A 26,979-nucleotide genomic window follows, 5' to 3' on the forward strand; every position below is an offset into this window, starting at 1 on the left:
AAAGTGGATAACAACCAAACAGGCTTACTGCTTTCGATATGTATCCCCACCCGTGGGCGACAACAGATTTTGAAAAAAACCTTATCCAGTATTTTTAATTCAAAAGTTAATATATCTGATTACGAGGTTGTTATATACGACAGCTCCGACTATGGAGGATCTGAATATGACATATTAAGAGAATTTCCGTATGCTAATCTTGTTTATAAAACCGGACCTAATAATGGGTTTTTAAATATTATGAACGCATTAAAAATAGGTAATGGAAACTTCTTAAAGTTGCATAATGACTATTGTGAGTTTTGTGAGGACGGCTTGCAACAGATGGTAGATTTAGTAAAAAACTCAGTAAAAACCCAGCCAGTACTATTTTTCCCCAACGGGAATGTTAAAATCAATAAAATAGAGGGGTTTGATAGCTTTAACGGCTTTATGTATAGTATATCGTTTTACAGTTCGTGGAGTTCGGCTTTAGGTATTTGGAAAACTGATTTTGAGCGCATTAAAAACATAGATGTTGAGCCAATGTTCCCTCATGCATCTTTGCTATTTGCGTTATCGGACAAGCCATCGTACTTAGTTAATAACAATGTATTGGTTAAATATCAGGAAGTCAACACAAAAGGGGGTTATAATTTATTTGAAACCTTCGCCGTGATATACCTTGGAATGATTAAAGGCTGTTTACAAAAAAAACAAATAACACTATCTACATTTCAACATATTAAATCTGATTTGCTGATAAATTTTTTAAGTCTTTGGTACTGTAAAACCAAAATTTTAGCAAATCAATATACATTTACTTTGTCGGGAATTAAAAGTTCAATAAAAATCTACTATTCTAACATGTCTTATTTTAGTATGGTATTGTTGGCATATGGTTATGCTTTAAAAATGCTTATTAAAACATTTTTAAAGCTTTTACTAAATAAGAATACAGTATGAAGGTGAGGTTTTTGTAATTATGGGAGAAAGTAAGGAGTCGTATAAACAGATATTTAAATCAACAAGTATTGTTGGGGGGGCGCAGGTCTTTAATATAATTATTGGCATTGTAAGAACTAAAATTATTGCAATATTGCTAGGCCCTGGAGGGGTTGGCATGTCTGGTGTCTTTCAAACTATAATTGATATGGTAAGAAATGCCACTGGCTTTGGTGTTAATTTTAGTGGTGTAAAAAATGTAGCAGAAAACAATACAGATCCGGAACGTGTTGCCCGTACCATATTAATACTAAGGCGATGGGAGTTTGGTACTGGCTTAATCGGCACATTGGTGGTTCTTGTTTTATGCCGTTTTTTTAGTATATACTCATTTGGCAATACAACTTCCACAGCAAGCATAGCCTTAATGTCGGTAATTTTACTAATTAATGCAGTATCTGCGGGGCAATTGGCAATATTGCAAGGGTTAAGAAGAATTAAAGAAATGGCTAAGGCTACTCTTTTAGGCTCTATATTGGGCACAGTAGTTTCCTTACCTTTTTTTTGGTGGTTAGGCATATCTGGTATTATTCCGGCAATGGTACTAACGGCACTTGGCTCATTAGCTGTTTCGTGGTTTTTTGCAAAAAAAATTATAACCCAAAACGTTGAAATATCAATATCCCAAACTTTTAAGGAAGGATTGGGAATGGCTAAATTGGGGTTCTTTATTGTTATTAATGGCTTTGTAGCGGCAGCATCAATGTACGTAATTCGCGTATTGATACGATCCCACATGGGATTAGATTCTGTTGGCTTTTTCCAATCTGTTTGGACAATATCAACACTTTATATTAATATATTACTTAATGCAATGCTCGCAGATTACTTTCCTCGATTAAGCATGATCCAGCACGACAATAACGCGAGTAACAAGTTAATTAATGAACAGTTAGAAATAACATTATTAGTTGGGGCACCAATGCTTATGGGCATGATAGCGTTTGCTCCATTGGCATTAAATTTATTGTATTCTTCTTCTTTCAATGCTGCAATTCCCGTTTTAAAATGGCAAATGATGGCTTCGTTTTTCACATTGATCAGCTGGCCACTGGGTGTACTTTACCTTTCAAAAAACAAAGGCTTGTATGCTATAATTAGTGAAACCTTACGCCAAATTATATATAATGTTTGCGTTTTTGTAGGCTGGCGTTATTGGGGGTTTAATGCGCTCGGAATAGGCTTTTTAATTGCTAACTGTATTAATGTGTTTTTTGTTTTTTTCAGCGTTAAAAACATTAGCTCTTTTAAATTTTCATTTGTAAATACAAAATGTATTTTTTCCCTGGGAGTGGCCTTGGCATTGGTTTTATGTAGTTCTTTACTATTAAACGGATTTCCACAATATATTATAAATGCAACTATTTTATTAGCTAGTTCGATCTTTTGTTTTGTTCGATTAGATAATATACTGGATATCAAAATTTGGATAAAAAACCGCAAAAAAGTATAATGATAATTGTAATGCTGTGCGTAACATACATTTATAATATCTTGAGTAAGTGATATTATAAATGTATGTTACGCAATTGGTTTAGCCCCCACCCTTCAAAAAAAATGACAATGGATTGCTACAAGGGATAATGTGCACATACCTTACCAGTAGCATGAGATGTATGTTGACAGTAATAGGATTCAACGTAATGAAATTATCTCCCATATTTTGTAAACTTGCACAGGGTAAAAGGTAGTAATAAAGATAATGATTAGCTTAATGAAGTCAGGATTATAATGAAGAACAAATGTAAAATTAGACCCAATATTGACTGCGAGGCAGAATATTTATACTAAGGAGGTATTTTTAAATGCCGAGCCAGATAATAGCGAATTAAAACGAACAAGAAATATCAGAATCATTAACAATAATCTAATCTATAGTTGAGCTTTTCTCTTTGTTTATTTTAATTAAAACCATGATTTATAACACTTAATCGAATATTACGCTTAAAAACACTATAAAAGCTCTATAAGTTCGGTTGTTTGGCCCCGTTATTTATTTAACAAATACGTTAGTCATACTTTACCGTTATTTTGTAATTTACATATGGAAACCATATAATATAGTTAACAATAGCTCCACCACATAAGGTTTTAGTACAATTAGATATGAAAGGCAGTAGTCAAAAATTTATAAACAAAATAGGAGTGCTTTTATCTTACATATTTCCTTATAGTTTGTTCGTAGGTGGTAAAAAGATCAAAGCCCGTATTTTTAGCGGGTATATAAAAAGACAATTTAATAGTGTTGGTGAAAATTTTTTGATTATGTCGCCAATCAACCTTCATGGAGGGCAATATATTGAAATAGGAGATAATTTTGGTGCAGGAGCTAGACTGAGAATAGAAGCTTACGATCATTTTTTAAATGATCAGTATTCACCTAAAATAACCATTGGTAATAATGTGACAATAAATTTTGATTGTCATATTGGTTGTATAAATCATATCCGTATTGGTAATGGCGTTTTAATTGCCAGTAAGGTTTTAATCATAGATCATTTTCACGGCGAAATAATACCGGAAGCACTTAAACAACAACCGCTGCAAAGAACACTTAGCTCAAAAGGAGGAATTATTATTGGAGATAATGTTTGGATCGGCGAATCATGTGCAATAATGCCCGGTGTAAAACTGGGAGAAAATTGCATTGTTGGCAGCAATTCGGTTGTTACTAAAAGCTTTGGGGCAAACTGTATTGTTGCAGGTAACCCAGCCAGGTTGATTAAACATTTAGAGTAAGTTGTATTAGCGTAGCTAAACAATTATAAAAGGATTTATAATTGTTTAAAACCTTCAATAGTATTACAGGTTAAGTTTACTTATAGAAACGATATAACCGTTGATTAGTAACAAAAATGACGAAATATAAGGTGTCTGTTGCGATGGCAACATATAATGGAGGGATGTATCTGAAACAGCAGTTGGATTCCATTTTAAATCAAACGTATATCGTTGATGAGATAATTATATCTGACGATCATTCAACAGATAATACTTTATCGATATTAAATGAATACCAAGAAAAAGGATTGATTAAGTACATGATAAATGGTAGCGAAGGTGGTGTTATAGCTAATTTTAAAAATGCAGTTAAGCACTGTAAGCCTACGAATTATATTGCTCTAGCGGACCAGGATGATATTTGGCTACCTCAAAAAATTAAAGTTAATATTGATGAACTTAGTCAAATTTCTCCCGAAATACCAGCATTGGCTTTTTCCGATCTATCGGTTATAGACGGTAACAATAAACAACTGAACCAATCTTTTTTTAAAGAAATTGTTGAAGCAGACCCTCAATTTGAAAAGCTTAGATCGTTATTATATTCCAATAAAGTAATAGGCTGCACAACAATGTTTAACCCCGCTATGAGGCTGTATTTTGATAGTATGCCTAATAATGTTTTTATGCATGATTATTGGATAGCACTAATTTCTTTTACTTTTGGCAAACATATATATATCAATGAGCCGTTAATTCAGTATAGACGCCATGGCAGCAACGTTACAGCAACACATGACAGTTTAGCGAAAAAGATTGCAAAGGAGCTAAAAGATTATTTGTTTAATAGACGAGTTGAATTGGATGAACATATTGATACAGTTATATTGTTTAGTGGATTATACAACCAAATGGTTGAGTCGGGTGTAAAAAAAGAACTTTCATTGTTTATTGATTTAAAAAACAGATCCACATTCATAAAAAGGATGAAGACATTCATGTATAAAAGTTCTAAATGATTACTATCTATAAATTAAATGAGTAAACTTTTTCAACCAGTAATATTATTCGCTTTAACCTGGTTATTTGTTATACTGCTCTTTTCTTTGCGGTTAAGCAACATCCTTCAAGAAAGCATTTCAACCGCATGGGAATTTTATGCTCTTATTACTATAACCTTTTTTTCAGGCTACACATTTGCATTTTTTTTTAAAAAAAAAGTATCCTTAAGCACAGATATAATTTACAATGTAAATGAATACTTTTTTAAAAAATACGACAAATTTTTGATTGGATTAATTATCCTATCATTTATTGAGGTGATTTATTCAAAAGGGGTACCATTAGCCTGGTTATTTATAGGTAATGGAAAAGTTTATACCGATTATGGAATACCATCTATTCATGGGTTTACAAACGCGTTGGGTTTAGTATTAGCTTTAATTTCTTCATATTACTATAAAATAACAAAAAAGAAAAAATATCTTATTATAACAATTGGCTTTATAATTTGGAATATAATTTTAATATCAAGACAAGTAATTGTGTCATTGATGATAGAAATCTTTGTGATAAATTTTATTACTTCACAAGAAAAGCGTAAAGTACTCTTAAAAATTATATTTTACATGTTAATCATAGTAACAGGTTTTGGAATATTAGGCGATTTGCGCACCGGTGGCGATGCATTTCTTGCTTTGGCAAGCCCGTCAGACAATTGGCCACTCTGGTTACCCTCGGGTTTTTTGTGGGCTTACATATATGTAACAACGCCAATAAATAATTTACTATTCAATTTTACTTTTAGTATTACACACTATCATTACCTTTTCCCAAATACTTTAGCTTTACTATTTCCTAGTGTTATTAGAAATATAATATTTAACCCTGCTGATTATACAACGGGAGGCGACTTAGTAACCGAGGCATTTAATGTAAGTAGTGCATTTGTGTCACCCTATATTGATATGGGATACATGGGCATAATTATTTTCACTTTTGCCATTGGCATAATCAGTAATTTGGTGTGGTGGGTAAAGGGTATTAAGCGTTTCTTTTATAGAGCTATACTTATACAAATTTTAGTTTTATCAATATTTTATAACATGTTTGTATATTTACCTGTTGTTTTCCAATTTGTTTGGATTGCTATCTTTTTTGCAGGCTTCAACAAAAAAAACGATCCTGCATATGAGTAAAAGCACCTATCTATCCCTTTGTAAAATACAATCTCAAAAGGCTTCAGGCAAGCCTTATTTAATTTCAATAGCTGTTAGAGTAATGAATGAACTAGGAGCACTGAGTTTGTTTTGGGAATCTCTAGTTAAGCAAACAATATATAACAATTTAGAAATTACCTTCTTAGATAGTGGAAGTACAGATGGGACATTAGAGTTATTACAAACTTACAATTGTAACATTTATACAATCACAAAAAATGAATTTAGATTTGGCGACAGTTGTAATTTAATGATGGAGCTTACAAACAGCCAATTGGTATACTTTTTTTCAGGACATATCATATTAGAAGATCCGTCATTATTAGAAGATTCATACCTTTTTATTAAAGATGACATTGGATCAGGATATTTTAGACAAATACCCAACAAAATATTAGGCTATTCTAACTACGATAAAGCTTTTTTGAAAAATAGATTTCCACGATATCCGCTGTCTTCACCTATTCGAATAGTAAAAAAACACAGTTTTTCTAATGCTGCAGCCATAATAAACAGAGCTCACTGGGAGTTAGTAAAATTTGAAGACGTTCTTTTTGGAGAAGACGAAATATGGGCAGAGGCGGTATTAAAAAAGCAAGGAAAACTATATTATTTTCATGCCTACAATATTTTGCATAGCCACAATGACAGTTATGATGATGTTTACAAAAGAGTAAGCATGGCCGCGAAGGTTAAATTTCCTAATGGAATTAATGTTTTCAAACTTGGTTATATTTTTGCCAAAGTTTTTGCAGCGGTTTTTTTAAGCAGTATGAAACTAAAATCATCTTTGAAATATGCTTACGCACATTCAAAAGCCTACAAAGACATCAAAAAATGATTAAAATAGCAGTTTATATTCCCACATTAAATGCTGGTATTGATTGGCCTCTACTTTTAGAAAGCATATCTACTCAAAACATATCAATTGCTCATAAGGCCATAATAGACTCTGGCTCTATAGATAACACAATTGATACGGCTAAGCAGTATGGCTTCGAGATAATTCAAATTAATAAAAATGAATTTAATCATGGTGCTACACGGCAAAAGCTGGTTAACCTACATAAGGATGTAGATATTTGTGTTTTTTTAACCCAAGATGCAATATTAACTTCTTTTGATAGCATTGCAAATATTACGAAAGTATTTGAAGATTTAGACGTTGGTATGGCATATGGCAGGCAACTGCCGCACAAGGGGGCAAAAACGCTTGAAACTCACGCCCGATTATACAATTATCCATCAATTTCTAATACGCTTACGTTATCAGATAAAGATCGGCTTGGTTTTAAGGCTTTTTTTTGTTCCAATTCATTTTCGGCATACCGGGTTAGTATGTTAAATGGGGTTGGTGGATTTCCGTCCAATTCAATTATGGGCGAAGACGCTATTGTTGCAGCCAAAATGTTAACGGCGGGCTTTAAAAAGGCGTATGTAGCTGATGCGACTGTTTACCATTCACATAGTTATACTTTAACAGAGGAATTTAAACGTTATTTTGATACCCGTGTTTTTCATGAACAAAATAAGTGGCTTTTAACCGATTTTGGTAAACCTACAGGCGAAGGATTAAAGTTTATAAAATCAGAAATAAGTTATGTAATTAAAAATGATTGGAAAACTTTACCTAAATCACTAAACTCTGTTTTGGCTAAATGGCTGGGATATAATACAGGCAGATTTTTTAAAAGAATGCCACTTTCCGTTCTTAAGAAGCTGTCCATGCATTCATTTTATTGGAAATAAAGTATTTTAATGCCATAGTAAATAAAACTAATTAAGATATGAACGTTTCAGTAAAAAACGACGTGAAGGTGTTGGTTATCGGTGATATGATGTTAGATCATTATATATACGGTATTTGTAATAGGATATCGCCAGAAGCTCCGGTACAAATAGTAGAAATAAAAGAGGAAGAATATACATTAGGCGGGGCCGGTAACGTTTTAAAAAACTTAAAATCTTTTAATGTAAACGCAAACGTTATGTCGGTAGTTGGAAACGATGACAATGCTCAAATCGTTAATGAACATTTAAATGCGATGGGCGTATTTAACTTTACTCTAATTAATGATGAAGAACGCTGTACAACTGTAAAGTCAAGAGTTTTGGTATCTAACCACCAGCTTATCCGATTGGATAAAGAAGATATTCGGCCTATCAATAATAACATAGCAAATCAACTGATCCGATTGCTTGAAAAAAATATCAAAAACTATGATATCGTTTTATTATCTGATTATAATAAAGGCCTATTATCTCCTACACTATTAAAACACCTCTTTGCTATTTGCAAGGCCGAAGGTATACTTACTGTAATTGACCCTAAAGGCATTGATTTTTCAAAATACAAGGGTGTTAACGTAATTAAGCCAAATAAAAAAGAAGCCATAATCGCATCGGGTATTAATATAACAAACTATGAAAGTTTAAGAGCAGCTTGTGAAAAAATTAAAGAAATAACAGAATGTGATAGCGTTATAATCACGATGTCAGAAGATGGTATGGCCTTTTTTAATGAGGATGTTTTAGAAATTATACCAACTAAGGCTATAGATGTTGTTGATGTTACCGGCGCTGGCGATACCGTACTAGCATCATTAGGTTTAGCTTTTGCATCGGGCTATACCTTAAGAGAGGCTTGTAATTTCGCTAATCATGCAGCGGCAGTGGTTGTAAGTAAAGTAGGCAGTGCAACAGCTACGCTTGATGAGGTTGAACAAAAGTTATTGAATTAGTAAATAAAGACATGGATCATAACTCAACCATCATAGTAACTGGCGCAGCCGGCTTTATTGGTTCATGCATGGTTCAATATCTAAATGAACAAGGTTATTACAACCTGATACTTGTTGATGATTTTGATATAGTCAACAAAACTCCAAACTGGGAAAACAAAAAATACAGCAGCGTAATTAACCGTGCAATATTTTTTGAAACTCAAAAACAACAACCCTATAAAATTGATTTTGTAATACACCTGGGTGCCCGTACAGACACTACAGAATTTGATTATTCAATTCATGAAGAGTTAAATGTTCAGTACTCAAAGGATATGTGGCATTACTGTGTACAACAAAATATTCCGCTTATTTACGCATCATCAGCAGCAACATACGGTGGTGGCGAGTTAGGTTATAACGACGACCATGATGTAATTGAACAGCTTAAGCCGCTTAACCCATATGGTATTAGTAAAAATGAATTTGATAAATGGGCAATAAAACAAAATACGCATCCGCCGTTTTGGACAGGGTTAAAGTTTTTTAACATTTACGGCCCTAACGAAAACCATAAAGCACGTATGGCCAGTGTGATATGGCACTCTTTTAACCAGATAAATGAACAGGGCTTGGTTAAACTATTCAAAAGCCATAACCCCGATTTTAAAGATGGAGAGCAATTACGTGATTTTGTATATGTAAAAGATCTTTTGAAGGTTATGTATTGGATGATGACATCAATGCTTGATGAAAAATGGGATAAATCGAAAAATGGTTTGTATAACCTGGGAACCGGTACCGCAAGAAGTTTTTATGATTTAGTATGTGCCACTTTTAAAGGATTAGATAAAAGCCCCAACGTGGTGTTTATTGACATGCCTGTAGACATTAGAGATAAATACCAATACTTTACCGAAGCAAACATGCAAAAACTCCATTTGGCTGGCTATATCGATAAATTTTATACATTAGAAGAAGGTATAGGTGAGTATGTAAGGAAATATTTGGCCAAAGGTGAAATTTATTAAGATGGAAGAAAACATTAAGGCATTTTTTGAGCAACATATAGAAATAGCAAAAACATCGTCTATTCAATTGAATGCAAGTATTGCTCAGGCCTGTAGTGTTGTAATAAACTGCATCAAAGGCGGCAATAAAGTTTTGCTATTTGGCAATGGTGGCAGCGCCGCTGATGCCCAACATATAGCAGCCGAGTTTACCGGCAGATTTGTAAAGGAACGGCGTTCATTGCCTGCAATAGCATTAACTACCGATACATCTGCAATTACAGCTATCGGAAATGATTATGGATTTGACCGTATATTTGAAAGGCAGGTAGAAGGTCTTGCTAATGCAGATGATGTACTTATCGGCATATCAACAAGTGGCAACAGCCCCAATGTGGTAAAAGCACTGGAGGCTGGTAAAAAGCTGGGATGTAAAACAATAGGATTATCAGGCAGAGATGGTGGGCAAATGAATATATGCTCGGATATCAATATCGTTGTACCCTCAAATATAACGGCACGTATACAAGAAATGCATATTTTAATTGGTCATATTATTTGTGAGGCTATAGATGCCGATTGCTGATAATATTGTATACGTCTATCATAAATAAATTTGAACCTAAATAAAAAATTTATGTAATTAAACTATTGGCATCGTTTTTGGTTTAACATAAGGATAGTGTGTATTTATTGTCAATTTAATAATAAATGCAGCCCTTATTAAAAAAAGCTTTACTTTTGACTTAAATTAAAATATATGTCGATACGTTACTCAAAGTATTTTCCTGGGTTTATATTTGTAACGGATTTATTATTATTGAACCTAGCGGTTTATAATTCGCACTTAATTGAAACCCAATCTACGTCTTCAAGCACTGAATTATCTTTATTTTTATTCCTCGTAAACATTATCTGGCTGGGTGTTTCAGCCATAAGCGGTAGTTTTAATATAAAAAGGCCCTTGCGGTTAAGTGATAACATAAACAGGTTTATGTTAACGCTGATGTACCATTTACTTATTGTATTTACGGTTTTTTATTTTTTCCACTTAGGTTATTTTTCAAGGCTGTTCCTGCTTACTTCCTATGTGCTGTTCTTTACCTTTGTTATAATTTATAGGTCAGTAGTGTTCTTTTTTTTAGACTATGCCCGGAAAAAAGGATACAACCACAGGCAGATAGTTATAATAGGAGACGAAAAAATTGCACAACGACTATTGGAATCTTTTAACCATCACCCGGAGTATGGGTATGATTTAGCCGATTTTATTTCTGAAGAGCGTATTTTGACAATGAACGAAGACTCTTTAACAGAAAGTTTATTAAGTAAGAAGCCAGATGAAGTATTTATTTGCTATAAGCAAATGGATAGCGAACTGTTAAAGAGACTTATAAAATTTGGCGATAATAACTTTATAAAAATAAAAGTTGTTTCTGATCTGATACTTAGTAATAATGCAGCCCAGTTAGTAAATTACAATAACCTTCCTGTATTGCATATTACGTCTCACCCGGAGATAGCCATGAAGGTCAGGTTTTTGAAAAGGAGTTTTGATATTCTGTTTTCAACAGGTGTAATGGTATTTGGTTCGCCGATATTTTTAATATTGGCAATAGTTACCAAAACAACATCAAAAGGCCCGGTTTTTTATCGCCAGGAAAGAATTGGCCGGAATGAAAAACCATTTTACATTCACAAATTTAGAAGCATGCGTATTGATGCTGAAAAATGGGGGCCACAACTGGCTAGGGAAGACGATCCTCGTGTTACAAAGTGGGGCAAAGCTATGCGTAAAACCAGGCTGGATGAATTGCCACAGTTTTGGAATGTATTACGTGGAGATATGTCAGTTGTTGGTCCGAGACCCGAAAGACAACATTTTATTGAACAGATTGTTGAAAAAACGCCGAATTATAAAAAACTATTACGCGTAAAACCAGGACTAACCTCAATAGGCCAGGTGCATTATGGATATGCTGAAAATGTTGACCAAATGTGTGACAGAATGCGTTATGATTTAGTATATCTACAAAACATAAGCCTGAATTCCGATTTGAGCATTATCCTTAAAACGGTTAAAGTTATGGTTCAGGGCAAGGGTAAATAATAGGCTCGGACTCAAAAAAGCGAAAGCTTTTTATTTACTTGCCATTGTACCACCAAGTGGACCCCTTTTATAACCTGTCGTAAAAACAAGGATTTATTTTACATATCAATCTTCGCCGGTTGTGGCTTGCAGCTCATCTTCTTTTTTGCCTTTGCCTAAGCGTATTTTAGGTTTATCCTGTGTGCCGGTAATGTTCATCGGGATGCCTATGATACCTAATGGTGGCAAGCCAAGCCTGAATTGTAAATTCATCTTTTTATCAAAGCTAACCTGACCTTCAAAACGGGCGCGGAAACCTGCCATACGCATTTTGGTACGTTCAATGGTTATAATGTTATTGGCTATGGTTGTTTTGATGTTTACCTGTGATACATCAGGATTATTATTAATGCTATCATGTTTGGATGCTTTACCTATAGCGTTAGATAGTTTAAAGCCCCGCATTTTAATTTGTTTGGCTGATAATACCCCACCACCTTTTAATGATGGATATATTGGCATCATATCGCCATCCAGTTTTCCGCTTAAGTGGTAATCTAATGATACCAGGCCTTGCGCGTGCTCTGCGGCGGTTGCCATATCGTGGAAGAGTTTGATGTGTTTATACGCTTTCTGGATATCAAAATCTTTGGCATTGATGTGATAGTCAAAAAACGCCCGGCTTGGGTTTAAGCTCATGTAAGTGGCATCCATGCTTACCGGTGAACCAATCATATTAAAGCCGGTTTGTTTTAGGGTGATGGTGCCATTATTAACCGTCATCTGGCCCTTTGCATTTTTTAGGACCAGATCGTTATAGGTTAGTTTTTTTACGTCGGCGGTAAAGTTGAGGTTGATATTTTTAGGAACTACAATAACGCCCGATGAACTGGTGTTTGCCTGCGGCGAGCCAGAGTAAGCCATAAAATCGTCGGCTACTAATAGGTTACTGCTTAGTTTAAAATCGCCGTTAAGGGTTGAGCCGGGTTTAATAGCATAGTTGATGACGTTGGATAATGCGCCGTTCAATATAATTTGTGAGCTGCCGTATTCGCCTACAAAACTATCAAACAGCATTTTATCCTGGTTAAAGCTGAAATTGCCTTTGGTTATGGTGAATGGCTGCGGTAATAGGGTTGATGCTAACGTTATGTTTTTAACTTTTAGCGTGCCCGAGTTTTGCAGTTTATCGTAATGCCCGGCGGTTACATCGCTTTGTTTGCCCTTGAGGTTTACATTGGTCGTTACGCTACCATTTACATTATAGCCTTTAACGGCGAATACCTTGTAAATTTTGCCAATATTGATAGTGCCCTGTGCGGCCATATTATATTCCAGATCGGCAAAGTTTTGCAGGTTTGCTTTGAGCGAGAAAGGCTCTCCCTCAAACTCGAACGATATCGGTTTAACCCAAACTTTGGTGCCGTTTGCTGTGCCCGTGTTATTGGTTATAACCGTATTTACCTGTATATTTTGGATTGGGTGAGGATAGTATTTAGTTTGGATAGCGCCATTTTGCAAACTAATATTTACCACCGTTACCGGGAACTGTTTTTTAGCGGCTATGTATTTACCTTTAATTTTGATGTCGGTGCTCAGATCGCCTTTCAGGTCGAGGCTATCTATAGGGTAAAACTGTTTTATATCGGCTAAATTGAGTTTGGATTGCAGGCCGGCATTGATCGGGAAATCATCTGCATTACTAAGTTTGAAGTAACCTTTAATGTAATTGTTAAGCGCGGTTATGTTTAGGTTATCCATAGCCATGCTAATGTGCTTGTAGTTATTATCCGGACAGTTAGCTTGTAAATTAAAGCTGATGCTTTGAATGGCCTGGGGTAGACTGGCGTATTTAAAATACCCGTTTTTATATGACGATGTGAGGGTGAATTTTGGGATGCTGGTAATAATCGTATCCGCCTTTTTATGTTTATTGATGATGATACCTTTGGCGTATTTACCTTCGGCCAGCAAATGCATTGAGTATCGGCCCTTGATCTGGAATGGTTTGATCCCGAAGGCGTGGTTCCATTTTTCCAGATCGATCTCGGTGTTTACTTTGGCGTAGATCAGGGGCTCTTTCACCCCTTTAACACGTATAACGGAGCTGAAATAGTCTTTATCAATGTTAAAGTAAATGGAATCGATATTGAGGAAAAGGCTATCAGGATTTAAGCCCGGCACTCTCGACTCCAAATTAAGATACAGGTTTTTTACCGGTGATGGTGATTTATTATTAGCTACAAAACCATCGCGAATTTTGAGTTTGAAATCCAGATCGGGTTTAATGTTGTCTTTAACAATATATTTACCTTTCAGCGAAACCTGCACGCTTCCCGAGCCATCCACATCGGTTTGTTCCAGCATTTTTTGGTACTCGGCAGGCAGGGCCGTAAAGATATCGCTCAGATCACTTTCGTGCGAGTCTATCTTAAAGTCCATATCATAACCATCTTTTAAAAACTCAAACTTACCGGTAAATTGTACCGGGAGCTGATTGATCATCAGATCGTTTTTTTGAAATACAAAGGCCAGCGATTTGGTATTGATCTGTGTGACCAGGTTGGCATTTACTTTTTTGTTGAGGATGTAGGCCTGATTGGCGTAATAAATATCCAACGATTTGATCTCGGTATGGGTATGGAGGTCGAAAATATCCTTGCTTAGATCGCCGCTGCCGGTGTAGTTAAAGCCGCGGGCATTTACCAGCATGGGTAGCGAGCGGTCGTGATAAACCAGGCGGCTGTTTTCTATCAGGATCTGATCAATGCCCAGTGATGTGCTGCTGCTATCTTTACTAGCCGTTTTTTGTTCGGATGATTTATAAACGTAGTAATTTGCCTTGCCGCTGCTATCTGCCTGTAAGTTGATAAAGGCATTGCTGAGGTATATTTTGTTGATGTTGATCTTACTTTTGAATATGGACGGAAGATCAATCCCCAACGATATTTCTTTGGCGGCAATTAGGGTGTCGTTTTCAAAAGGTGGGCTGCCTTTTAAGGTAACATCGTTCAAGGTAAGCGTAAGTGCTGGGAAGTGCTTAAAAAAGGAAAGCTCTGTGCCCGAAAAAACAATATGCCCGTTGATGTTGCCATTTGCCCATTCGTTAATTTTTTTGGTAACCGTTCCCGGGAATAGCATCGGCACCAAAAACATCAGTAATAAAATGCTTCCTATAGTTATACCACTTATTTTAACCGTTTTGAATAAAATCTTTTTTACAGGGATCTTCATAAAAATAAATAAGTGGTGATAGGGAAGTAGCGGCAGATTATTTAGAAAAACAAGGTCGAAAGAACATTGGTTGCGCTTGGGGCGGCAGGCTTTAATCCCAATAATTTGGCGTATTGCGCGGCTGTTAAAGCTGTTTTTAACTTACCAAGCAAACCACTTTGCAAGCCTGTAAACTTAGTTGCATAAGCGGCCTTATCGGTGTTTAATAAGGGCAGTATAGCGGCTTTGTCTTTTAAAAATCCTGTAACATCGGTTGATACGGCTGGTTTTTCGGCAGTGGTTAAACCTAAGGCCGGGGTTAATTTGCCCATAATGGCATTTTTAGCGCCGGTAATATTAGTTAATGATGGTAGCGAAGAAACCGATGGTGCGGTAATGCCCTGTGATGAAGCAGCAGCTTGCGCGCGGTTTAAAAGACTTTGAGCGGAAGCTACACTTGTAGCAACGGTAAGCAAAAATGCAGCGGCAATTAATTTCATGATATTTGGTTTAGTATTACAAAATTAGCAATTTATAAATTACCCGGTTATTACTATTTAAAGTAAGTTGCGGGTATAGTATCGTATGTGATTTTTAAGTTACCCACAGGCAATTATACCAACAAATACGGCGTTTTAACACAATGTTTAGTACATTAGCTTAATAAACCACCATGCAGCAAATTAGTAATTACGATTTACTGATACAGAAGATTGATACGTTTATACGCAGGTATTATTTAAATAAATTACTGCGTGGCGTTATCTTCTTGGGTGCCATATTGTTTTCGGGATTTGTGGTAGTTACCCTGAGCGAATACCTGGGTAATTTTAACACTGTACTGCGCAGCATTTTATTTTTTGGTTATATTTTACTTAACCTGGCTGTATTTGGCTGGTTGGTTTTGCCGCCGCTGCTTGCTTATTTCCGTTTGGGGAGTACCATTAGTCATGATGAGGCTGCCGAAATTATTGGTACGCATTTTAGCGATGTTAAGGATAAGCTGCTGAATACGCTTCAATTGAAACGCTTGTCGGACGAGAACCCGAACCAACGCGCGTTGATACAGGCGAGTATTGATCAAAAGATCGTTTCGCTCAAACCGGTTAGCTTTCCATCCGCCATCAAGATCAAAGAGAATACTAAGTATTTAAAATGGGTTGTAGTGCCATTTTGTGTGATTGTGATTTTGGCTTTTACGGCACCAAGTATGTTGAGAGAAAGTACCGAGAGGCTGATCAAACATAACCAGTACTTCGCGCCTAAGTCGCCCTTTCAGTTTGTAATTACCAATAAGGTGCTTTCGGTAGTGCAGGGCGAAGATTTTAAACTGGACCTGAAGCTGGTTGGAGATAAATTTCCGAATGATGTTTATCTGGAAACGGGTAGCAATACATTTAAGCTGGATAAGGATAACATCAGCAAGTTTCATTATGTATTTTCTAATTTGCAGCAAAGCATCCGGTTTAAGTTGATGGGAAATGATTTTTCATCGCAGGAATACCAGATCAGTGTGAATTTGAAACCATCGCTGTTGCACTTCGATGTGGAATTGCAATACCCGGCTTATATTCATAAAAAGAACGAACAACTGAATAATGCCGGTGATTTGACTTTGCCTATAGGCACAACCGTTCGCTGGACACTGCATACCCAAAACGCGAGTGGTATGCTGTTTGAAATGAACAACCGCACATTGGAAATTAAAGGCGAAAGCAATACCTTTTTGCATACTGAGCGGGTATTAACGCAAGGTAGCTATACTTTAAAAGCGGTTAACCAGATGGTGCGCCGTGGCGATTCGGCATCTTACAGGATCAACATTATTGCCGATCAACCGCCGAGCATTGAGGTGAATGAAAAGCCGGATTCGGTAAGTTCGAAGGCTATTTATTTTAACGGAAAGATTCAGGATGATTACGGGTTTTCGTCGTTAACGTTCCATTATACCGTATCGTCGCATGACAATGCCAAACCGCGAACTTATAGTAAAACAGTAAAGGCTGATTTGAATGCGAACCAGGCCGACTTTTTCCATTACTGGAATTTGAAGGATCTGGATGCCAAACCGGGCGAAGAAGTGAGTTATTATTTTGAGGTGGCCGATAATAATTCGGTAACGGGTGCGCAAAGGGTACGATCTGCCGAGCATACTTTGCATGTACCTACCGAAAAGGAGTTGAACCAGCAACTGGATGCCAGTACACAGTCGGTTAAAAACAAAATGGCTTCGGCTATTAAGCTGTCATCAGAGGTAGAAAAGAACGCTAAGAAGCTGAACGAACTGTTGATGAATAAGAACTCATTATCATTTGATGAGAAGAAGCAGGTTCAGGAATTGTTGCAGAAGCGCAAGGAATTGGAAAATATGGTTCAGGATATCCAGAAAGAAAACAAACAAAATTTGCTGAACCGCCAGGAAAATAAGAAAGATGATCAGGAGATATTAGATAAACAAAAACAGATAGAGAATTTGTTTAACAATGTGCTGGACGAGAAAACCCGCCAGTTATTAAAGAACCTGGAAAAGCTTTTACAGGAAAACCAGAAAGACCCAACGCAGGATGAGCTATCTAAAATGCAGATGGATAATAAATCCCTGAAAAAGGAACTGGACCGGATGCTGGAACTTTACAAACAATTAGAGGTTGAGCAAAAGGTTAAAGAGAATATTGATCACCTGAATAAACTGGCCGAAAAGCAACAAAAACTGGCCGAGCAAAGTAAAAAGGATAACGCGGATGCTAAAGACCTGCAAAAGCAGCAGGAAGATATTAAGAAGGAGTTTAAAGATATTGAGAAAGCCTTAGATGATGTGAAAGATAAGAATGAGGACCTAGAGCAGAAGACCAATTTTGAAAACCCGAAAGAGGACGAAAAAAAGATAAATGAGCAGATGGATAAAAGCTCGGACGATTTGAGTAAGAATAACAAACAGAAGGCTTCAAAATCACAACAAGATGCAGGCAAGCAAATGCAGCAACTGGCGCAAAAACTGCAGCAACAGCAGCAGGAAGGCGAAGAGAAGGAGAATAATGTGAATGCCAAAGAGCTGAGGGAATTGATCAAAAATTTGGTAACAAATTCTTTTGACCAGGAGAAAACCATGCAGACTTTACGCAGTCTAAGTATTGCCGACCCGCAATATATTGTGTGGGCGCAAAAACAAAAGGATATTAAGGATAATATGAAGAATGTGGAAGATAGCTTATATTCGTTAAGCAAACGGGTTCCGCAAATTCAATCAACGGTAAATAAGGAAATAGGCATAATTAATAGTAATATTGAGCTGGCATTAACCAATTTGGGCGACAGGCGTACGGGTGAAGCCAACAACAATCAGCAGTTTGCCATGACATCTATGAATAATTTGGCATTAATGTTGGATGAAGCGTTGGGCCAGTTGCAAAGCGCAATGAAAAATGCCAAAAGTGGTAAGGGTGGTAAAAAGAAACAACCATCCATGTCGCAACTAAACCAGATGCAGCAAAAGCTGAACGAGAACATGCAAAAGGCGCGTGAACAGATGAAACAGCAAGGTAATCCGGGTAAGGATGGCAAGGGTGGTAACCCCGGACAGATGAGCGAACAGTTTGCAAAAATGGCGCGTGAGCAGCAAATGATACGGCAAAGTTTGCAGCAAATTAACCAGCAAGATAACAAGGATGGCCGTAAGCCGTTGGGCAATCTGGACAATATTTCGAAAGAAATGGAACAAACGGAGAAAGATCTCGTAAACAAGAAAATATCGGAAGAGACGGTTAAGCGACAAGAGCAAATAAAATCGCGGATGCTCGAGGCCGAAAAAGCGGAACAGGAACGGGATCAGGATCAACAACGGGAAAGTAAAGCAGGGAAAGATGTGGCGCCGGGTTATATAAAGGCACTACAAAACTACCAGTTAATGAAAAACAAACAAACGGAACAAATACGGACCGTTTCGCCAACGTTGAATTATTATTACAAATCAAAAATTAAAATATACTTTGATCAAATAAATGGTAAATAATATGGAACCAGCCAATATAGAAACAGGGGAATTATTTACTTTGCAACTATCATCGGAGATGGAGAGCCTTACTGCGCTCGAAAAGTTAATTGAGGATCTGGCTGATAAATACCAGATAAGCGAGGATACCTTTGCTAATATGATGACCTGTTTGAACGAGGCGTTTATCAATGCTATTGTTCATGGAAATAAGCTTGACGTTAAGAAAAAAGTATTTATAAATGCCGAGGTTGATGCCAGGCGCATTATATGGACCATTAAAGACGAAGGCGCGGGTTTTGATTATAACAACCTGCCCGACCCGACCGCTCCTGAAAACTTAGAGAATTTGACAGGTCGTGGTGTTTTTATTGTGAAACAGCTTGCCGACCAATGTATATTTAACGGCATAGGTAACGAACTGGAGTTGCACTTTAAAATTTAAGGATGGCCATACCTGTCTTTTTTTTTGAAGAGGATACACAGTTTAAACCTAAAAATAAAGCCAAATTACGCGATTGGATAAAAGCGACTGTTATTGCAGAAGGCTATACACTTAGCGAACTCAACTATATTTTTTGCTCGGATACCTACCTGCTGGCCATGAACCAGCAATACCTGGATCATGATACTTATACGGATGTTATAACGTTTGATAACTCGGAGTTAGCAGATGTTGTAGTTGGTGATATATTTATATCGATTGACAGGATACGCGAGAATGCCGCGCAGTTTTCGGGTAATGAAACGGATGAACTGCACCGCGTAATGATACACGGCGCTTTGCATTTACTTGGCTATAAGGATAAAACCAAAGCCGATAAAAGCTTGATGACAGAGAAAGAAAACTTTTACCTGGCTAAACGTGTTGTGTAACAATTTATATGTTTTTGAGCAAAACCGATAAAATCTGCTTAAAATTGCTCTATTAAATTAAACGAAATGAAAACATTAGCATTATTGTTAGTCACCTTGTTATTTGCCGCCCCTAAAAGTCCTACATACGAATTTAAATTGAAGGATATTGATGGTAAAGATTTTAGGTTAGCTAAATACAAGGGTAAAAAAATATTGGTTGTTAATACGGCTTCGGCATGTGGTTTTACAAAGCAGTATGCCGAATTACAACAATTATCAGAAAAGTATAAGGATAAACTGGTAGTAGTTGGTTTCCCGGCTAATAACTTTGGCGGGCAAGAGCCTGGCTCAAACCCTACCATTAAAGAATTTTGTTCTCAGCACTTTAACGTTACTTTCCCGATGAGCGAAAAGATCAGTGTTAAGGGTGAGGATATTGATCCGTTGTTCAAATACTTAACATCGGCTGCAAACCCTGATTTTACAGGTGACATTAAATGGAACTTTGAAAAGTTTTTATTGGATGAAAATGGTAACCTGATACACCGTTACCGTTCGGCTACTACGCCTATGTCTGCTGATATTACTAAAGAGTTGTAATTCAAATTAAATAAATTGCAGCCCCTTAATTATTTGAGGGGCTTTTTTGTGTCCGAAAAAAATAGTTTAGTTGAATTTGAAAACAAAGTTTTAAATTGTTGATTATCTACAGCATAATACCTGATTATGAAATTTAAAATACTGCTTGTTGGGTTGTTGATATTCGCGATTAATAGCTTCGCGCAAAGCATATTGCAGCCACCGGTTAATATTGTGAACAGTTACAATAAGGGTACGCGCTCTTATACCGGTAAACCAGGCAACCTGTATTGGCAAAACACTGCAGACTATAACATCAAAATTAATTTTGAGCCTAATAGCAGGAATATTAGCGGTACTGTTGATATTGATTACACTAATAACAGTCCGGATACATTAACGGAGCTGGATTTTAAGCTTTACCCTAACTTTTATAAGAAGGGCGCCATGCGCAATTACAAAATGGACGCGGTGGATATGAGCGATGGCGTGCAGATCAAAAAAATGATCATAAACGGCACCGATCAGGATGTGAACAAGCTGGCTATTGATGGTACGAATATGACGGTGGGGCTGGTTTCGTTTTTACCCAAAACCAAAGTGCATGTGAGCGTTACGTATGAATATACATTGAACAGGACATCGCACGTGCGGACGGGGCAGATAGATTCGGGTTCGTACTTTGTGGCTTACTTTTTCCCGAGGATAACGGTTTATGATGATATTGATGGCTGGAATAAGTATCAATACCTGGGCAACGAAGAGTTTTATAATGACTTTTGCCATTTTAACGCGGAGATATCCCTGCCTAAAAATTATACGGTTTGGGCAACCGGAGATCTGAAGAATGCTAAAGAGGTTTATGCGGATGAGTTTATAAAACGGATAGATCTGGCCGATAAGCTGGATAGTGTGACGAACATCATCAGCGAGGCTGACCTTGCGGCGGGTAACATCACCAAACAAAACCCTACCAATACCTGGAAATTTGAAGCGAGCAATGTGACCGACTTTGTTTTCGCGACAAGCAATCATTATTTATGGAAAGCCAGCAGTTTAATAGTTGATTCGGTTACCAACAGGCGCACGCGGGTAGACGCGGTGTTTAACCCGATACATAAGGATTTTTATAATGTGATTGGCTACGCCCGTAAAACGGTAGAAGCGATGAGCTTTAAGTTTCCGAAATGGCCGTACCCTTACCCGCACGAAACGGTGGTTGACGGGTTGGATCAGATGGAATACCCAATGATGGTAAACGACAATCCATTGGAGAACAGGGAAGACGAAATTGAACTGACCGACCATGAGATATTCCATACCATGTTCCCGTTTTATATGGGAATCAACGAAACCAAGTACGGCTGGATGGACGAAGGCTGGGCCACTATTGGCGAATGGATAATTACAAATATGATAGACCCTACTATACATGATGATTATGGGATGGACCGCTATCAATCAACCGCCGGGAAAGAAGAGGATCAACCTATTATGACTTTGACACCGCAGCTTGCCGGTACCAGTTTTATGACAAACTCGTACCCTAAACCGGGATTGGGTTATTTATATGTTAAAGACCTGCTGGGTGACGCCTTATTTACCAAGGCCCTGCATTATTACATTGAGCAATGGCACGGCAAACACCCCATGCCTTACGACTTTTTTTATTGCATGAATGCAGGATCGGGTAAAAACATGAATTGGTTTTGGAAGAACTGGTTTATGGATAGGGGCGTGCCGGATCAGGCGATAGGGAAGGTTACGCACCGGGGGCATGAGTGGCAAGTGGCAATCAATAATGTGGGTACGAAGGCTGTTCCGGTTGATTTGACTGTTACCTATAATGATGGTACAACCAAACTGGTACACAGGAGTATTGCCGTATGGGAAAATGGCGCCAGATCAGCCATGCTTAGTTTTGTTGCCGATAAGCCGGTTGCCAAACTGGTGTTGGGTACTTTATACGACCCTGATATTAATAAGAATGATAATGTTTACGAGGTAAAGTAGGCTTATTTAGCGCCTACTTTTTCGTTGATTTTTACCAGTGTTTCGATGCCTTTGAGGGATTGCTCTATGATATCTGCATCCGGTTTAACCGCGTTTTTTTTGAAGAGCTGGATAACGGTTGAACCACCAAACTCAAACCAGCCTTTTTCTTCGCCGCGTTTAAAGGTGTAGGCTTCGTTGTGGCGTTGTACCACTTTACCCACAAACAGGGCGCCTACTTCTATGTGCACTACTTTACCAAAGTTTTCGGTGTGGAGTATGGTTAGCTCGCGGTAGTTTTTAGCCATTACCGAGTTGGTTACGGCCAGGGCTATGCGGTTTACAGAGTGAAGTATGCCTTTTATTTTTCTGACAGGTTCTTGTTTGCCATTGTCAATATAGCCGTAGCGGTGATAATCTGAAGGGGCCAGGCGATACATGTAGCACCACCCATCGGCAAACTCATTGGTGATTTGTTCGTCTTTAACCAAATCGTTTAGTTTGTACCAGTAGCCTTTTACGGGTAGTTGTTCGGCTTTAGCCAAATCCCATATCAGGAGCCTTGAATCTGCTGGTGAAATCAAATGTTCTGGTGTTTGATCTATTGGCCTTACTTCGGCTTTTAACTCACGGATAAAGAAATCGTTGAAGCTTTTGAATGAGCTGATTGGCCTTTTGATCTCGTTAATATCTATATTGTAATGTTCAATAAACTTGGGGATTTGCTTAAGGCTACGCTTACCATCCATTACCCTGCCGTATGATTTGGAAACGAACCTTCTTTTTAACACCAGATTGGTCAATAGTTTCCCGGTAAGGGTTTTGTATAAAAACATGAGGCCACCTACTTTAATGGCGTTTTCTTCAATCGTTTTTTTCGACTGTCTGTCGTATATGTAAACTGGCATTTTGAAATTCTTTGGGATATAATTTAAGATTTTAAGCGGGCCAATATGGTATGGCCGCCTTTTACCGCATCATCAACATCAACGTCGACATTGGTCCCGATAGGTAAAAAAACTTCGAGTTTTGAACCTAACATGCTGAAGCCAAATTTTTGGCCCTGTTCAACCGCATCACCTTGTTTAACGTAGGTTATGATGCGTTTGCTGAAGCCTGGAATCTGACGATAAACTATAGGTGTACCCGCGGCGTTTTCTACCGCGATAGTTGTATGCCCATCGGTATTGACATATTTAACGGTACCCTTAACGGGATTGCGATTTGTGTGCGTATTTAAAGGTGATATGGCTATGGATATTTTGGTACTCCGGCCTTTTAAAAATTCGGGTTCGTTTACTTCTTCGATAGATACTACTTTACCATCGGCAGGGCTTAGTACTGCCTTTTCGTCGGAAATAACATCAACAGATGGGCTGCGGAAAAAGTAAACAACGGCTACAAACAACAGGAAAGAAAGGATGTAAACGATCCACTTAAAAGTGGTTGCCTGTGGCATGTAGAACTGAATGAGCGCATTCGATACAAAGATGAAAAGAATGCACAGAGCTATGGAGGTGTAACCTTCTTTATGAATGGTCATATATTGGTAAATGATCGATATTAATTAATAATGTAAAAGTACTAATTTGTAATTAAGTACAGGTAAACAAAAACAGCGGGAGCGGCAAGCAGTAGTCCGTCGAACCTATCAAGCAAACCACCGTGACCGGGAAGGATATTGCCGGAATCTTTCACATCAAAACTGCGTTTGAGCATGGATTCGATCAGATCGCCCATTGTACCGAGGCATGATATCAGTACTGCTATAGATACCCATTGTTGCCAGGTGATATCAGTAAAATAATGTGCTATTACTCCGGCTATAGCCATGGTGAAGAGCATCCCACCAATAAAACCTTCCCATGTTTTTTTAGGAGAATGGCGTTCAAACAGCTTTGTTTTGCCGAACTGGCGGCCAACCACATAGGCTCCGGTGTCGTTACTCCAAAGCAATAGCAAAAATGCCAGGGGGAAATGATCGTTAAAATGACCGGGGATGAAGGCCAGCGCGAATAGGAAGCAGAACGGCGATACTGAAAAAATGAAACCCAAACAGGTATAGGCGATATTGGTGAACGGTGTATCGGATTTTTTGTAGAGTTCAGCGATGAAGATGCTGAGTAATACGGGGATACTGATCAGTAAGAATTTAGGGTCAATATCTAAAATATAATGCAGCGTGTTGCCGGCAAAAATACAGGCACCACCTATTAAACCTACAATGCGGTTAGGTTGGATCTGATCGGTTTTAACCAGGTTGTAAAACTCGTTGAGGCATAATATACTTAAAATGCCCAGGAAAGCGGTGAAGATATATTCGCCGTTTAATAACGAAGCCAGCATGACAACAATAAAAAAGAAGCCGGTTATAGCACGGGTTTTCATCAGTTAAAATTGTATTTGGGAAACTGCTTTTAGCTTGTGGGTTGATTGAGTATCATGATCTCGATGGCCTGACTAAAGTCTTCCTCGTGAATGTAAACCTCAATATTGCCAAAGTTGCGGTGGGCAGAATCTTGTTTATTAATTAATACGCTGGTAATATGGTTTTCAATGAGCATTTGCTTTACAATCTCTGATTGATAGTAATTGGTAGAAGTAAAGATCTTGACCCAATTTTTTTCCATTATTCCAGTGGTATAGTTTTTTGCTGTAAAGTTAATTTACGGTATAATGTAAACAAAAGTACAGTAATTATCAAACTGAAGGCATAACCTGCATAATTAAATACGTGTTGATCATCGGGATTGAGCTTTATTAGCTTTTGTTGAAACAAATAAGTTACAACTACGGCGGTGCCGTTATTCAAAAAATGCGCCCAAACGGATGTCCAGATACTGCCGCTCCACCATACAAAATAGCCGAACGCTACGCCCAGCATCATGCGTGGTAAAAAGCCGAAGAACTGCATGTGCATGGCGCTGAATAATATGGCGGCTATCCAGATACCCCAATGCGGGTTTTTTGTCCAGCGGGTAAAAATGGTTTGGATGGCTCCGCGGAAAAGGAACTCTTCACATATTGCAGGCAACGCACCAACCATAATTAAATTAATAATCAGGTCAGAGGGCGATTTCATGTTTAATAATATCTTCATAGCCTGTGTGGCCTGATCTTCACTATCTTTCAATTTTTGGAATAACCATTTCAGAGAATCCGGGAAAACCATGTTTTGATTGAGTGTTACCATCCATTCCATTAATGGCGATGAAATAAACACGATAATTAATACAACCAATAATAATACCGATGGAAATTTGATGGTGAATTTCAAGTAGTTACGAGGCTCATGAACAATTATCCTCGCAAAAAAAACGGGCGGTAAAAGAAAGAGAAATACACTTGATAGGCTCTGCAAAACACGGAATGCATTCAATGCTTTCGGTGTGATGTTATCATTTAAAGAGCCTAATGACTTTATAGCGTCTAAACCATAAAATCCAATAATTAGTGAGCCACCTACAATGCACAAAGCAATAAATCCGCACCCGATTAGTAAAACTAATATCATAAATTGACTTGCCGGATGCAAATCAGTGCGTTGCTCTTCTATCTCTTCTGTCATATAAGTTAATATTTGTATTTTTGCAGCGTTTAAAGATACGGATGTCTGTTCAAATCGGAAATATTGATCTGGGTAAATTCCCGCTGCTGCTTGCCCCTATGGAGGATGTGAGTGATCCGCCGTTCCGTTATGTGTGTAAGCAGAATGGCGCGGATATGATGTATACCGAGTTTATATCGAGCGAGGGTTTGATACGTGATGCTGCCAAGAGCCGTAAAAAGCTTGATATTTTTGAATACGAAAGGCCTATCGGGATACAGATCTTCGGTAGTGATATTGAGAGCATGCGCGAGGCGACCAAAATTGCCACCCTTGCCGAACCTGATCTGATGGATATTAATTATGGTTGTCCGGTTAAACAGGTAGCCTGCCGTGGCGCTGGTGCCAGCCTTTTGCAGGATATTGATAAGATGGTAGCCATGACCAGGGCCGTAGTGGAATCTACGCATCTACCGGTAACGGTTAAAACCCGTTTGGGCTGGGACGATAATACCAAAAACGTGTACGAAGTTGCCGAACGCTTGCAGGAAGTGGGGATAAAAGCCCTCACTATTCACGGACGTACCCGCGCGCAGATGTACAAAGGCGAGGCCGACTGGCGTTTGATAAGTGAAATAAAAAAGAACCCCAATATTGAGATCCCGATATTCGGTAACGGGGATATAGATTCGCCTGAAAAGGCTGCCAACTGGCGTTTAGAGTATGGTGTGGATGGAATGATGATTGGCAGGGCTGCCATTGGCTACCCCTGGATATTCCGCGAGATCAAACATTTTTTTGAAACCGGGCAACATCGCGATAAGCCGACTATTGCCGAGCGGGTTGATGTTTGTAAAACACATTTGGAAAAATCAATAGAGTGGAAAGGCCTGCGAACAGGCATTTTTGAGATGCGGAGACACTATTCTAACTATTTTAAGGGACTCGACCACTTTAAAGAATACCGCATGGCCTTAGTAAGCACCGAGGATGTGCAGGAAATATATGACCTGCTACAAACAATTACCGAGAAGTATAGTGTAGAAATGGCTTAGT

At 37.8% G+C, this 26,979-nt stretch carries 24 protein-coding genes; 17 read left to right on the forward strand and 7 right to left on the reverse strand.

The features are described 5' to 3' along the window. Positions 1-3 precede the first annotated feature (3 nt). The 11 genes from ABIN91_RS24630 to ABIN91_RS24680 all read left to right on the forward strand — a co-directional run bounded on the left by ABIN91_RS24630 (position 4) and on the right by ABIN91_RS24680 (position 11,767). Positions 4-945 carry a glycosyltransferase gene (locus tag ABIN91_RS24630; RefSeq protein ID WP_348054390.1) on the forward strand — a complete coding sequence of 314 codons (942 nt, stop codon included), beginning with the start codon at positions 4-6 and terminating at the stop codon, positions 943-945. A gap of 19 nt (positions 946-964) precedes the next feature. Continuing rightward, positions 965-2,437, forward strand: coding sequence for an oligosaccharide flippase family protein (locus tag ABIN91_RS24635; protein WP_348054392.1), 1,473 nt, complete (start codon positions 965-967; stop codon positions 2,435-2,437). A gap of 653 nt (positions 2,438-3,090) precedes the next feature. Continuing rightward, positions 3,091-3,723 carry an acyltransferase gene (locus ABIN91_RS24640; protein ID WP_348054394.1) on the forward strand — a complete coding sequence of 211 codons (633 nt, stop codon included), beginning with the start codon at positions 3,091-3,093 and terminating at the stop codon, positions 3,721-3,723. Between the two features lie 116 nt (positions 3,724-3,839). Continuing rightward, entirely contained in the window at positions 3,840-4,724 is an 885-nt protein-coding gene (locus tag ABIN91_RS24645; protein WP_348054396.1) for a glycosyltransferase family 2 protein, read from the forward strand. An 18-nt stretch (positions 4,725-4,742) separates the two neighbouring features. Beyond that, entirely contained in the window at positions 4,743-5,903 is a 1,161-nt protein-coding gene (locus ABIN91_RS24650; protein ID WP_348054397.1) for an O-antigen polymerase, read from the forward strand. Further along, positions 5,896-6,765: a glycosyltransferase family 2 protein gene (locus ABIN91_RS24655; RefSeq protein ID WP_348054399.1), complete on the forward strand. Its 870-nt coding sequence runs from the start codon at positions 5,896-5,898 to the stop codon at positions 6,763-6,765. Before ABIN91_RS24650 ends, ABIN91_RS24655 begins: the two co-directional genes overlap by 8 nt. Continuing rightward, complete coding sequence (locus ABIN91_RS24660; protein ID WP_348054401.1) at positions 6,762-7,673, forward strand: glycosyltransferase family 2 protein; 912 nt, start codon at positions 6,762-6,764, stop codon at positions 7,671-7,673. The genes ABIN91_RS24655 and ABIN91_RS24660 overlap by 4 nt, the downstream gene beginning before the upstream one ends. A 38-nt stretch (positions 7,674-7,711) precedes the next feature. Beyond that, the gene (gene rfaE1 / locus ABIN91_RS24665) at positions 7,712-8,665 is read left to right on the forward strand and encodes a D-glycero-beta-D-manno-heptose-7-phosphate kinase (protein WP_348054403.1); all 954 of its coding nucleotides are present in this window, start codon (positions 7,712-7,714) and stop codon (positions 8,663-8,665) included. An 11-nt stretch (positions 8,666-8,676) separates the two neighbouring features. Then, positions 8,677-9,678: an ADP-glyceromanno-heptose 6-epimerase gene (rfaD, locus tag ABIN91_RS24670; protein WP_348054405.1), complete on the forward strand. Its 1,002-nt coding sequence runs from the start codon at positions 8,677-8,679 to the stop codon at positions 9,676-9,678. 1 nt (position 9,679) lies between these two features. Beyond that, complete coding sequence (locus ABIN91_RS24675) at positions 9,680-10,243, forward strand: D-sedoheptulose 7-phosphate isomerase (protein WP_348054406.1); 564 nt, start codon at positions 9,680-9,682, stop codon at positions 10,241-10,243. A 174-nt stretch (positions 10,244-10,417) separates the two neighbouring features. Next, complete coding sequence (locus tag ABIN91_RS24680; RefSeq protein ID WP_348054408.1) at positions 10,418-11,767, forward strand: sugar transferase; 1,350 nt, start codon at positions 10,418-10,420, stop codon at positions 11,765-11,767. Positions 11,768-11,872: 105 nt separating this feature from the next. On the opposite strand, the gene ABIN91_RS24685 is transcribed toward ABIN91_RS24680, so the two are convergent. Both ABIN91_RS24685 and ABIN91_RS24690 read right to left on the reverse strand, forming a co-directional pair. After that, positions 11,873-14,980, reverse strand: coding sequence for an AsmA-like C-terminal region-containing protein (locus ABIN91_RS24685; RefSeq protein ID WP_348054410.1), 3,108 nt, complete (start codon positions 14,978-14,980; stop codon positions 11,873-11,875). A gap of 41 nt (positions 14,981-15,021) precedes the next feature. Then, positions 15,022-15,459 carry a hypothetical protein gene (locus ABIN91_RS24690; RefSeq protein ID WP_348054412.1) on the reverse strand — a complete coding sequence of 146 codons (438 nt, stop codon included), beginning with the start codon at positions 15,457-15,459 and terminating at the stop codon, positions 15,022-15,024. A gap of 173 nt (positions 15,460-15,632) precedes the next feature. Here ABIN91_RS24690 and ABIN91_RS24695 point away from each other — a divergent pair, with 173 nt between their 5' ends. The 5 genes from ABIN91_RS24695 (at position 15,633) to ABIN91_RS24715 (ending at position 22,397) form a co-directional block, all read left to right on the forward strand. Continuing rightward, positions 15,633-18,968: a DUF4175 family protein gene (locus ABIN91_RS24695; RefSeq protein ID WP_348054414.1), complete on the forward strand. Its 3,336-nt coding sequence runs from the start codon at positions 15,633-15,635 to the stop codon at positions 18,966-18,968. Position 18,969: 1 nt separating this feature from the next. Continuing rightward, entirely contained in the window at positions 18,970-19,392 is a 423-nt protein-coding gene (locus ABIN91_RS24700) for an ATP-binding protein (protein ID WP_348054416.1), read from the forward strand. A gap of 2 nt (positions 19,393-19,394) precedes the next feature. Next, positions 19,395-19,823, forward strand: coding sequence for an rRNA maturation RNase YbeY (gene ybeY / locus ABIN91_RS24705; protein ID WP_348054418.1), 429 nt, complete (start codon positions 19,395-19,397; stop codon positions 19,821-19,823). A gap of 66 nt (positions 19,824-19,889) precedes the next feature. Continuing rightward, positions 19,890-20,405 (forward strand): glutathione peroxidase, encoded by a 516-nt coding sequence (locus ABIN91_RS24710; protein WP_348054420.1) that lies wholly within the window; start codon positions 19,890-19,892, stop codon positions 20,403-20,405. A gap of 126 nt (positions 20,406-20,531) precedes the next feature. Continuing rightward, positions 20,532-22,397 carry a M1 family metallopeptidase gene (locus tag ABIN91_RS24715; protein ID WP_348054421.1) on the forward strand — a complete coding sequence of 622 codons (1,866 nt, stop codon included), beginning with the start codon at positions 20,532-20,534 and terminating at the stop codon, positions 22,395-22,397. A 2-nt stretch (positions 22,398-22,399) separates the two neighbouring features. On the opposite strand, the gene ABIN91_RS24720 is transcribed toward ABIN91_RS24715, so the two are convergent. Genes ABIN91_RS24720 through ABIN91_RS24740 form a run of 5 tightly spaced genes read right to left on the reverse strand, consistent with a single transcriptional unit; the run spans position 22,400 to position 25,944 of the window. After that, positions 22,400-23,284 (reverse strand): phosphatidylserine decarboxylase, encoded by an 885-nt coding sequence (locus tag ABIN91_RS24720; RefSeq protein WP_348054423.1) that lies wholly within the window; start codon positions 23,282-23,284, stop codon positions 22,400-22,402. Between the two features lie 23 nt (positions 23,285-23,307). Next, positions 23,308-23,919, reverse strand: coding sequence for a phosphatidylserine decarboxylase (locus ABIN91_RS24725; protein WP_348054425.1), 612 nt, complete (start codon positions 23,917-23,919; stop codon positions 23,308-23,310). Positions 23,920-23,960: 41 nt separating this feature from the next. Then, on the reverse strand, positions 23,961-24,764 hold the full coding sequence (locus tag ABIN91_RS24730) for a phosphatidate cytidylyltransferase (protein WP_348054427.1): 804 nt from the start codon (positions 24,762-24,764) through the stop codon (positions 23,961-23,963). 29 nt (positions 24,765-24,793) lie between these two features. Beyond that, positions 24,794-25,006: a hypothetical protein gene (locus ABIN91_RS24735; RefSeq protein WP_348054429.1), complete on the reverse strand. Its 213-nt coding sequence runs from the start codon at positions 25,004-25,006 to the stop codon at positions 24,794-24,796. Then, positions 25,006-25,944 (reverse strand): CPBP family intramembrane glutamic endopeptidase, encoded by a 939-nt coding sequence (locus tag ABIN91_RS24740; protein ID WP_348054431.1) that lies wholly within the window; start codon positions 25,942-25,944, stop codon positions 25,006-25,008. The genes ABIN91_RS24735 and ABIN91_RS24740 overlap by 1 nt, the downstream gene beginning before the upstream one ends. 41 nt (positions 25,945-25,985) lie before the next feature. Between ABIN91_RS24740 and dusB the strand changes: the two genes are divergently transcribed. Further along, complete coding sequence (gene dusB / locus ABIN91_RS24745; protein ID WP_348054433.1) at positions 25,986-26,978, forward strand: tRNA dihydrouridine synthase DusB; 993 nt, start codon at positions 25,986-25,988, stop codon at positions 26,976-26,978. Position 26,979: the final 1 nt, after the last annotated feature.

Source organism: Mucilaginibacter sp., from assembly GCF_039921305.1.
In the GTDB taxonomy this organism is placed as follows: Bacteria; Bacteroidota; Bacteroidia; order Sphingobacteriales; family Sphingobacteriaceae; genus Mucilaginibacter.

What these genes read in the sequence shown, in the direction of transcription:
- ABIN91_RS24635 (WP_348054392.1), top strand. Translation starts at nt 965, where the DNA reads ATGGGAGAAAGTAAGGAGTCGTATAAACAGATATTTAAATCAACAAGT.
- ABIN91_RS24640 (WP_348054394.1), top strand. Translation starts at nt 3,091, where the DNA reads ATGAAAGGCAGTAGTCAAAAATTTATAAACAAAATAGGAGTGCTTTTA.
- ABIN91_RS24645 (WP_348054396.1), top strand. Translation starts at nt 3,840, where the DNA reads ATGACGAAATATAAGGTGTCTGTTGCGATGGCAACATATAATGGAGGG.
- ABIN91_RS24650 (WP_348054397.1), top strand. Translation starts at nt 4,743, where the DNA reads ATGAGTAAACTTTTTCAACCAGTAATATTATTCGCTTTAACCTGGTTA.
- ABIN91_RS24655 (WP_348054399.1), top strand. Translation starts at nt 5,896, where the DNA reads ATGAGTAAAAGCACCTATCTATCCCTTTGTAAAATACAATCTCAAAAG.
- ABIN91_RS24660 (WP_348054401.1), top strand. Translation starts at nt 6,762, where the DNA reads ATGATTAAAATAGCAGTTTATATTCCCACATTAAATGCTGGTATTGAT.
- rfaE1 (WP_348054403.1), top strand. Translation starts at nt 7,712, where the DNA reads ATGAACGTTTCAGTAAAAAACGACGTGAAGGTGTTGGTTATCGGTGAT.
- rfaD (WP_348054405.1), top strand. Translation starts at nt 8,677, where the DNA reads ATGGATCATAACTCAACCATCATAGTAACTGGCGCAGCCGGCTTTATT.
- ABIN91_RS24675 (WP_348054406.1), top strand. Translation starts at nt 9,680, where the DNA reads ATGGAAGAAAACATTAAGGCATTTTTTGAGCAACATATAGAAATAGCA.
- ABIN91_RS24680 (WP_348054408.1), top strand. Translation starts at nt 10,418, where the DNA reads ATGTCGATACGTTACTCAAAGTATTTTCCTGGGTTTATATTTGTAACG.
- ABIN91_RS24685 (WP_348054410.1), bottom strand. Translation starts at nt 14,980, where the DNA reads ATGAAGATCCCTGTAAAAAAGATTTTATTCAAAACGGTTAAAATAAGT.
- ABIN91_RS24690 (WP_348054412.1), bottom strand. Translation starts at nt 15,459, where the DNA reads ATGAAATTAATTGCCGCTGCATTTTTGCTTACCGTTGCTACAAGTGTA.
- ABIN91_RS24695 (WP_348054414.1), top strand. Translation starts at nt 15,633, where the DNA reads ATGCAGCAAATTAGTAATTACGATTTACTGATACAGAAGATTGATACG.
- ABIN91_RS24700 (WP_348054416.1), top strand. Translation starts at nt 18,970, where the DNA reads ATGGAACCAGCCAATATAGAAACAGGGGAATTATTTACTTTGCAACTA.
- ybeY (WP_348054418.1), top strand. Translation starts at nt 19,395, where the DNA reads ATGGCCATACCTGTCTTTTTTTTTGAAGAGGATACACAGTTTAAACCT.
- ABIN91_RS24710 (WP_348054420.1), top strand. Translation starts at nt 19,890, where the DNA reads ATGAAAACATTAGCATTATTGTTAGTCACCTTGTTATTTGCCGCCCCT.
- ABIN91_RS24715 (WP_348054421.1), top strand. Translation starts at nt 20,532, where the DNA reads ATGAAATTTAAAATACTGCTTGTTGGGTTGTTGATATTCGCGATTAAT.
- ABIN91_RS24720 (WP_348054423.1), bottom strand. Translation starts at nt 23,284, where the DNA reads ATGCCAGTTTACATATACGACAGACAGTCGAAAAAAACGATTGAAGAA.
- ABIN91_RS24725 (WP_348054425.1), bottom strand. Translation starts at nt 23,919, where the DNA reads ATGACCATTCATAAAGAAGGTTACACCTCCATAGCTCTGTGCATTCTT.
- ABIN91_RS24730 (WP_348054427.1), bottom strand. Translation starts at nt 24,764, where the DNA reads ATGAAAACCCGTGCTATAACCGGCTTCTTTTTTATTGTTGTCATGCTG.
- ABIN91_RS24735 (WP_348054429.1), bottom strand. Translation starts at nt 25,006, where the DNA reads ATGGAAAAAAATTGGGTCAAGATCTTTACTTCTACCAATTACTATCAA.
- ABIN91_RS24740 (WP_348054431.1), bottom strand. Translation starts at nt 25,944, where the DNA reads ATGACAGAAGAGATAGAAGAGCAACGCACTGATTTGCATCCGGCAAGT.
- dusB (WP_348054433.1), top strand. Translation starts at nt 25,986, where the DNA reads ATGTCTGTTCAAATCGGAAATATTGATCTGGGTAAATTCCCGCTGCTG.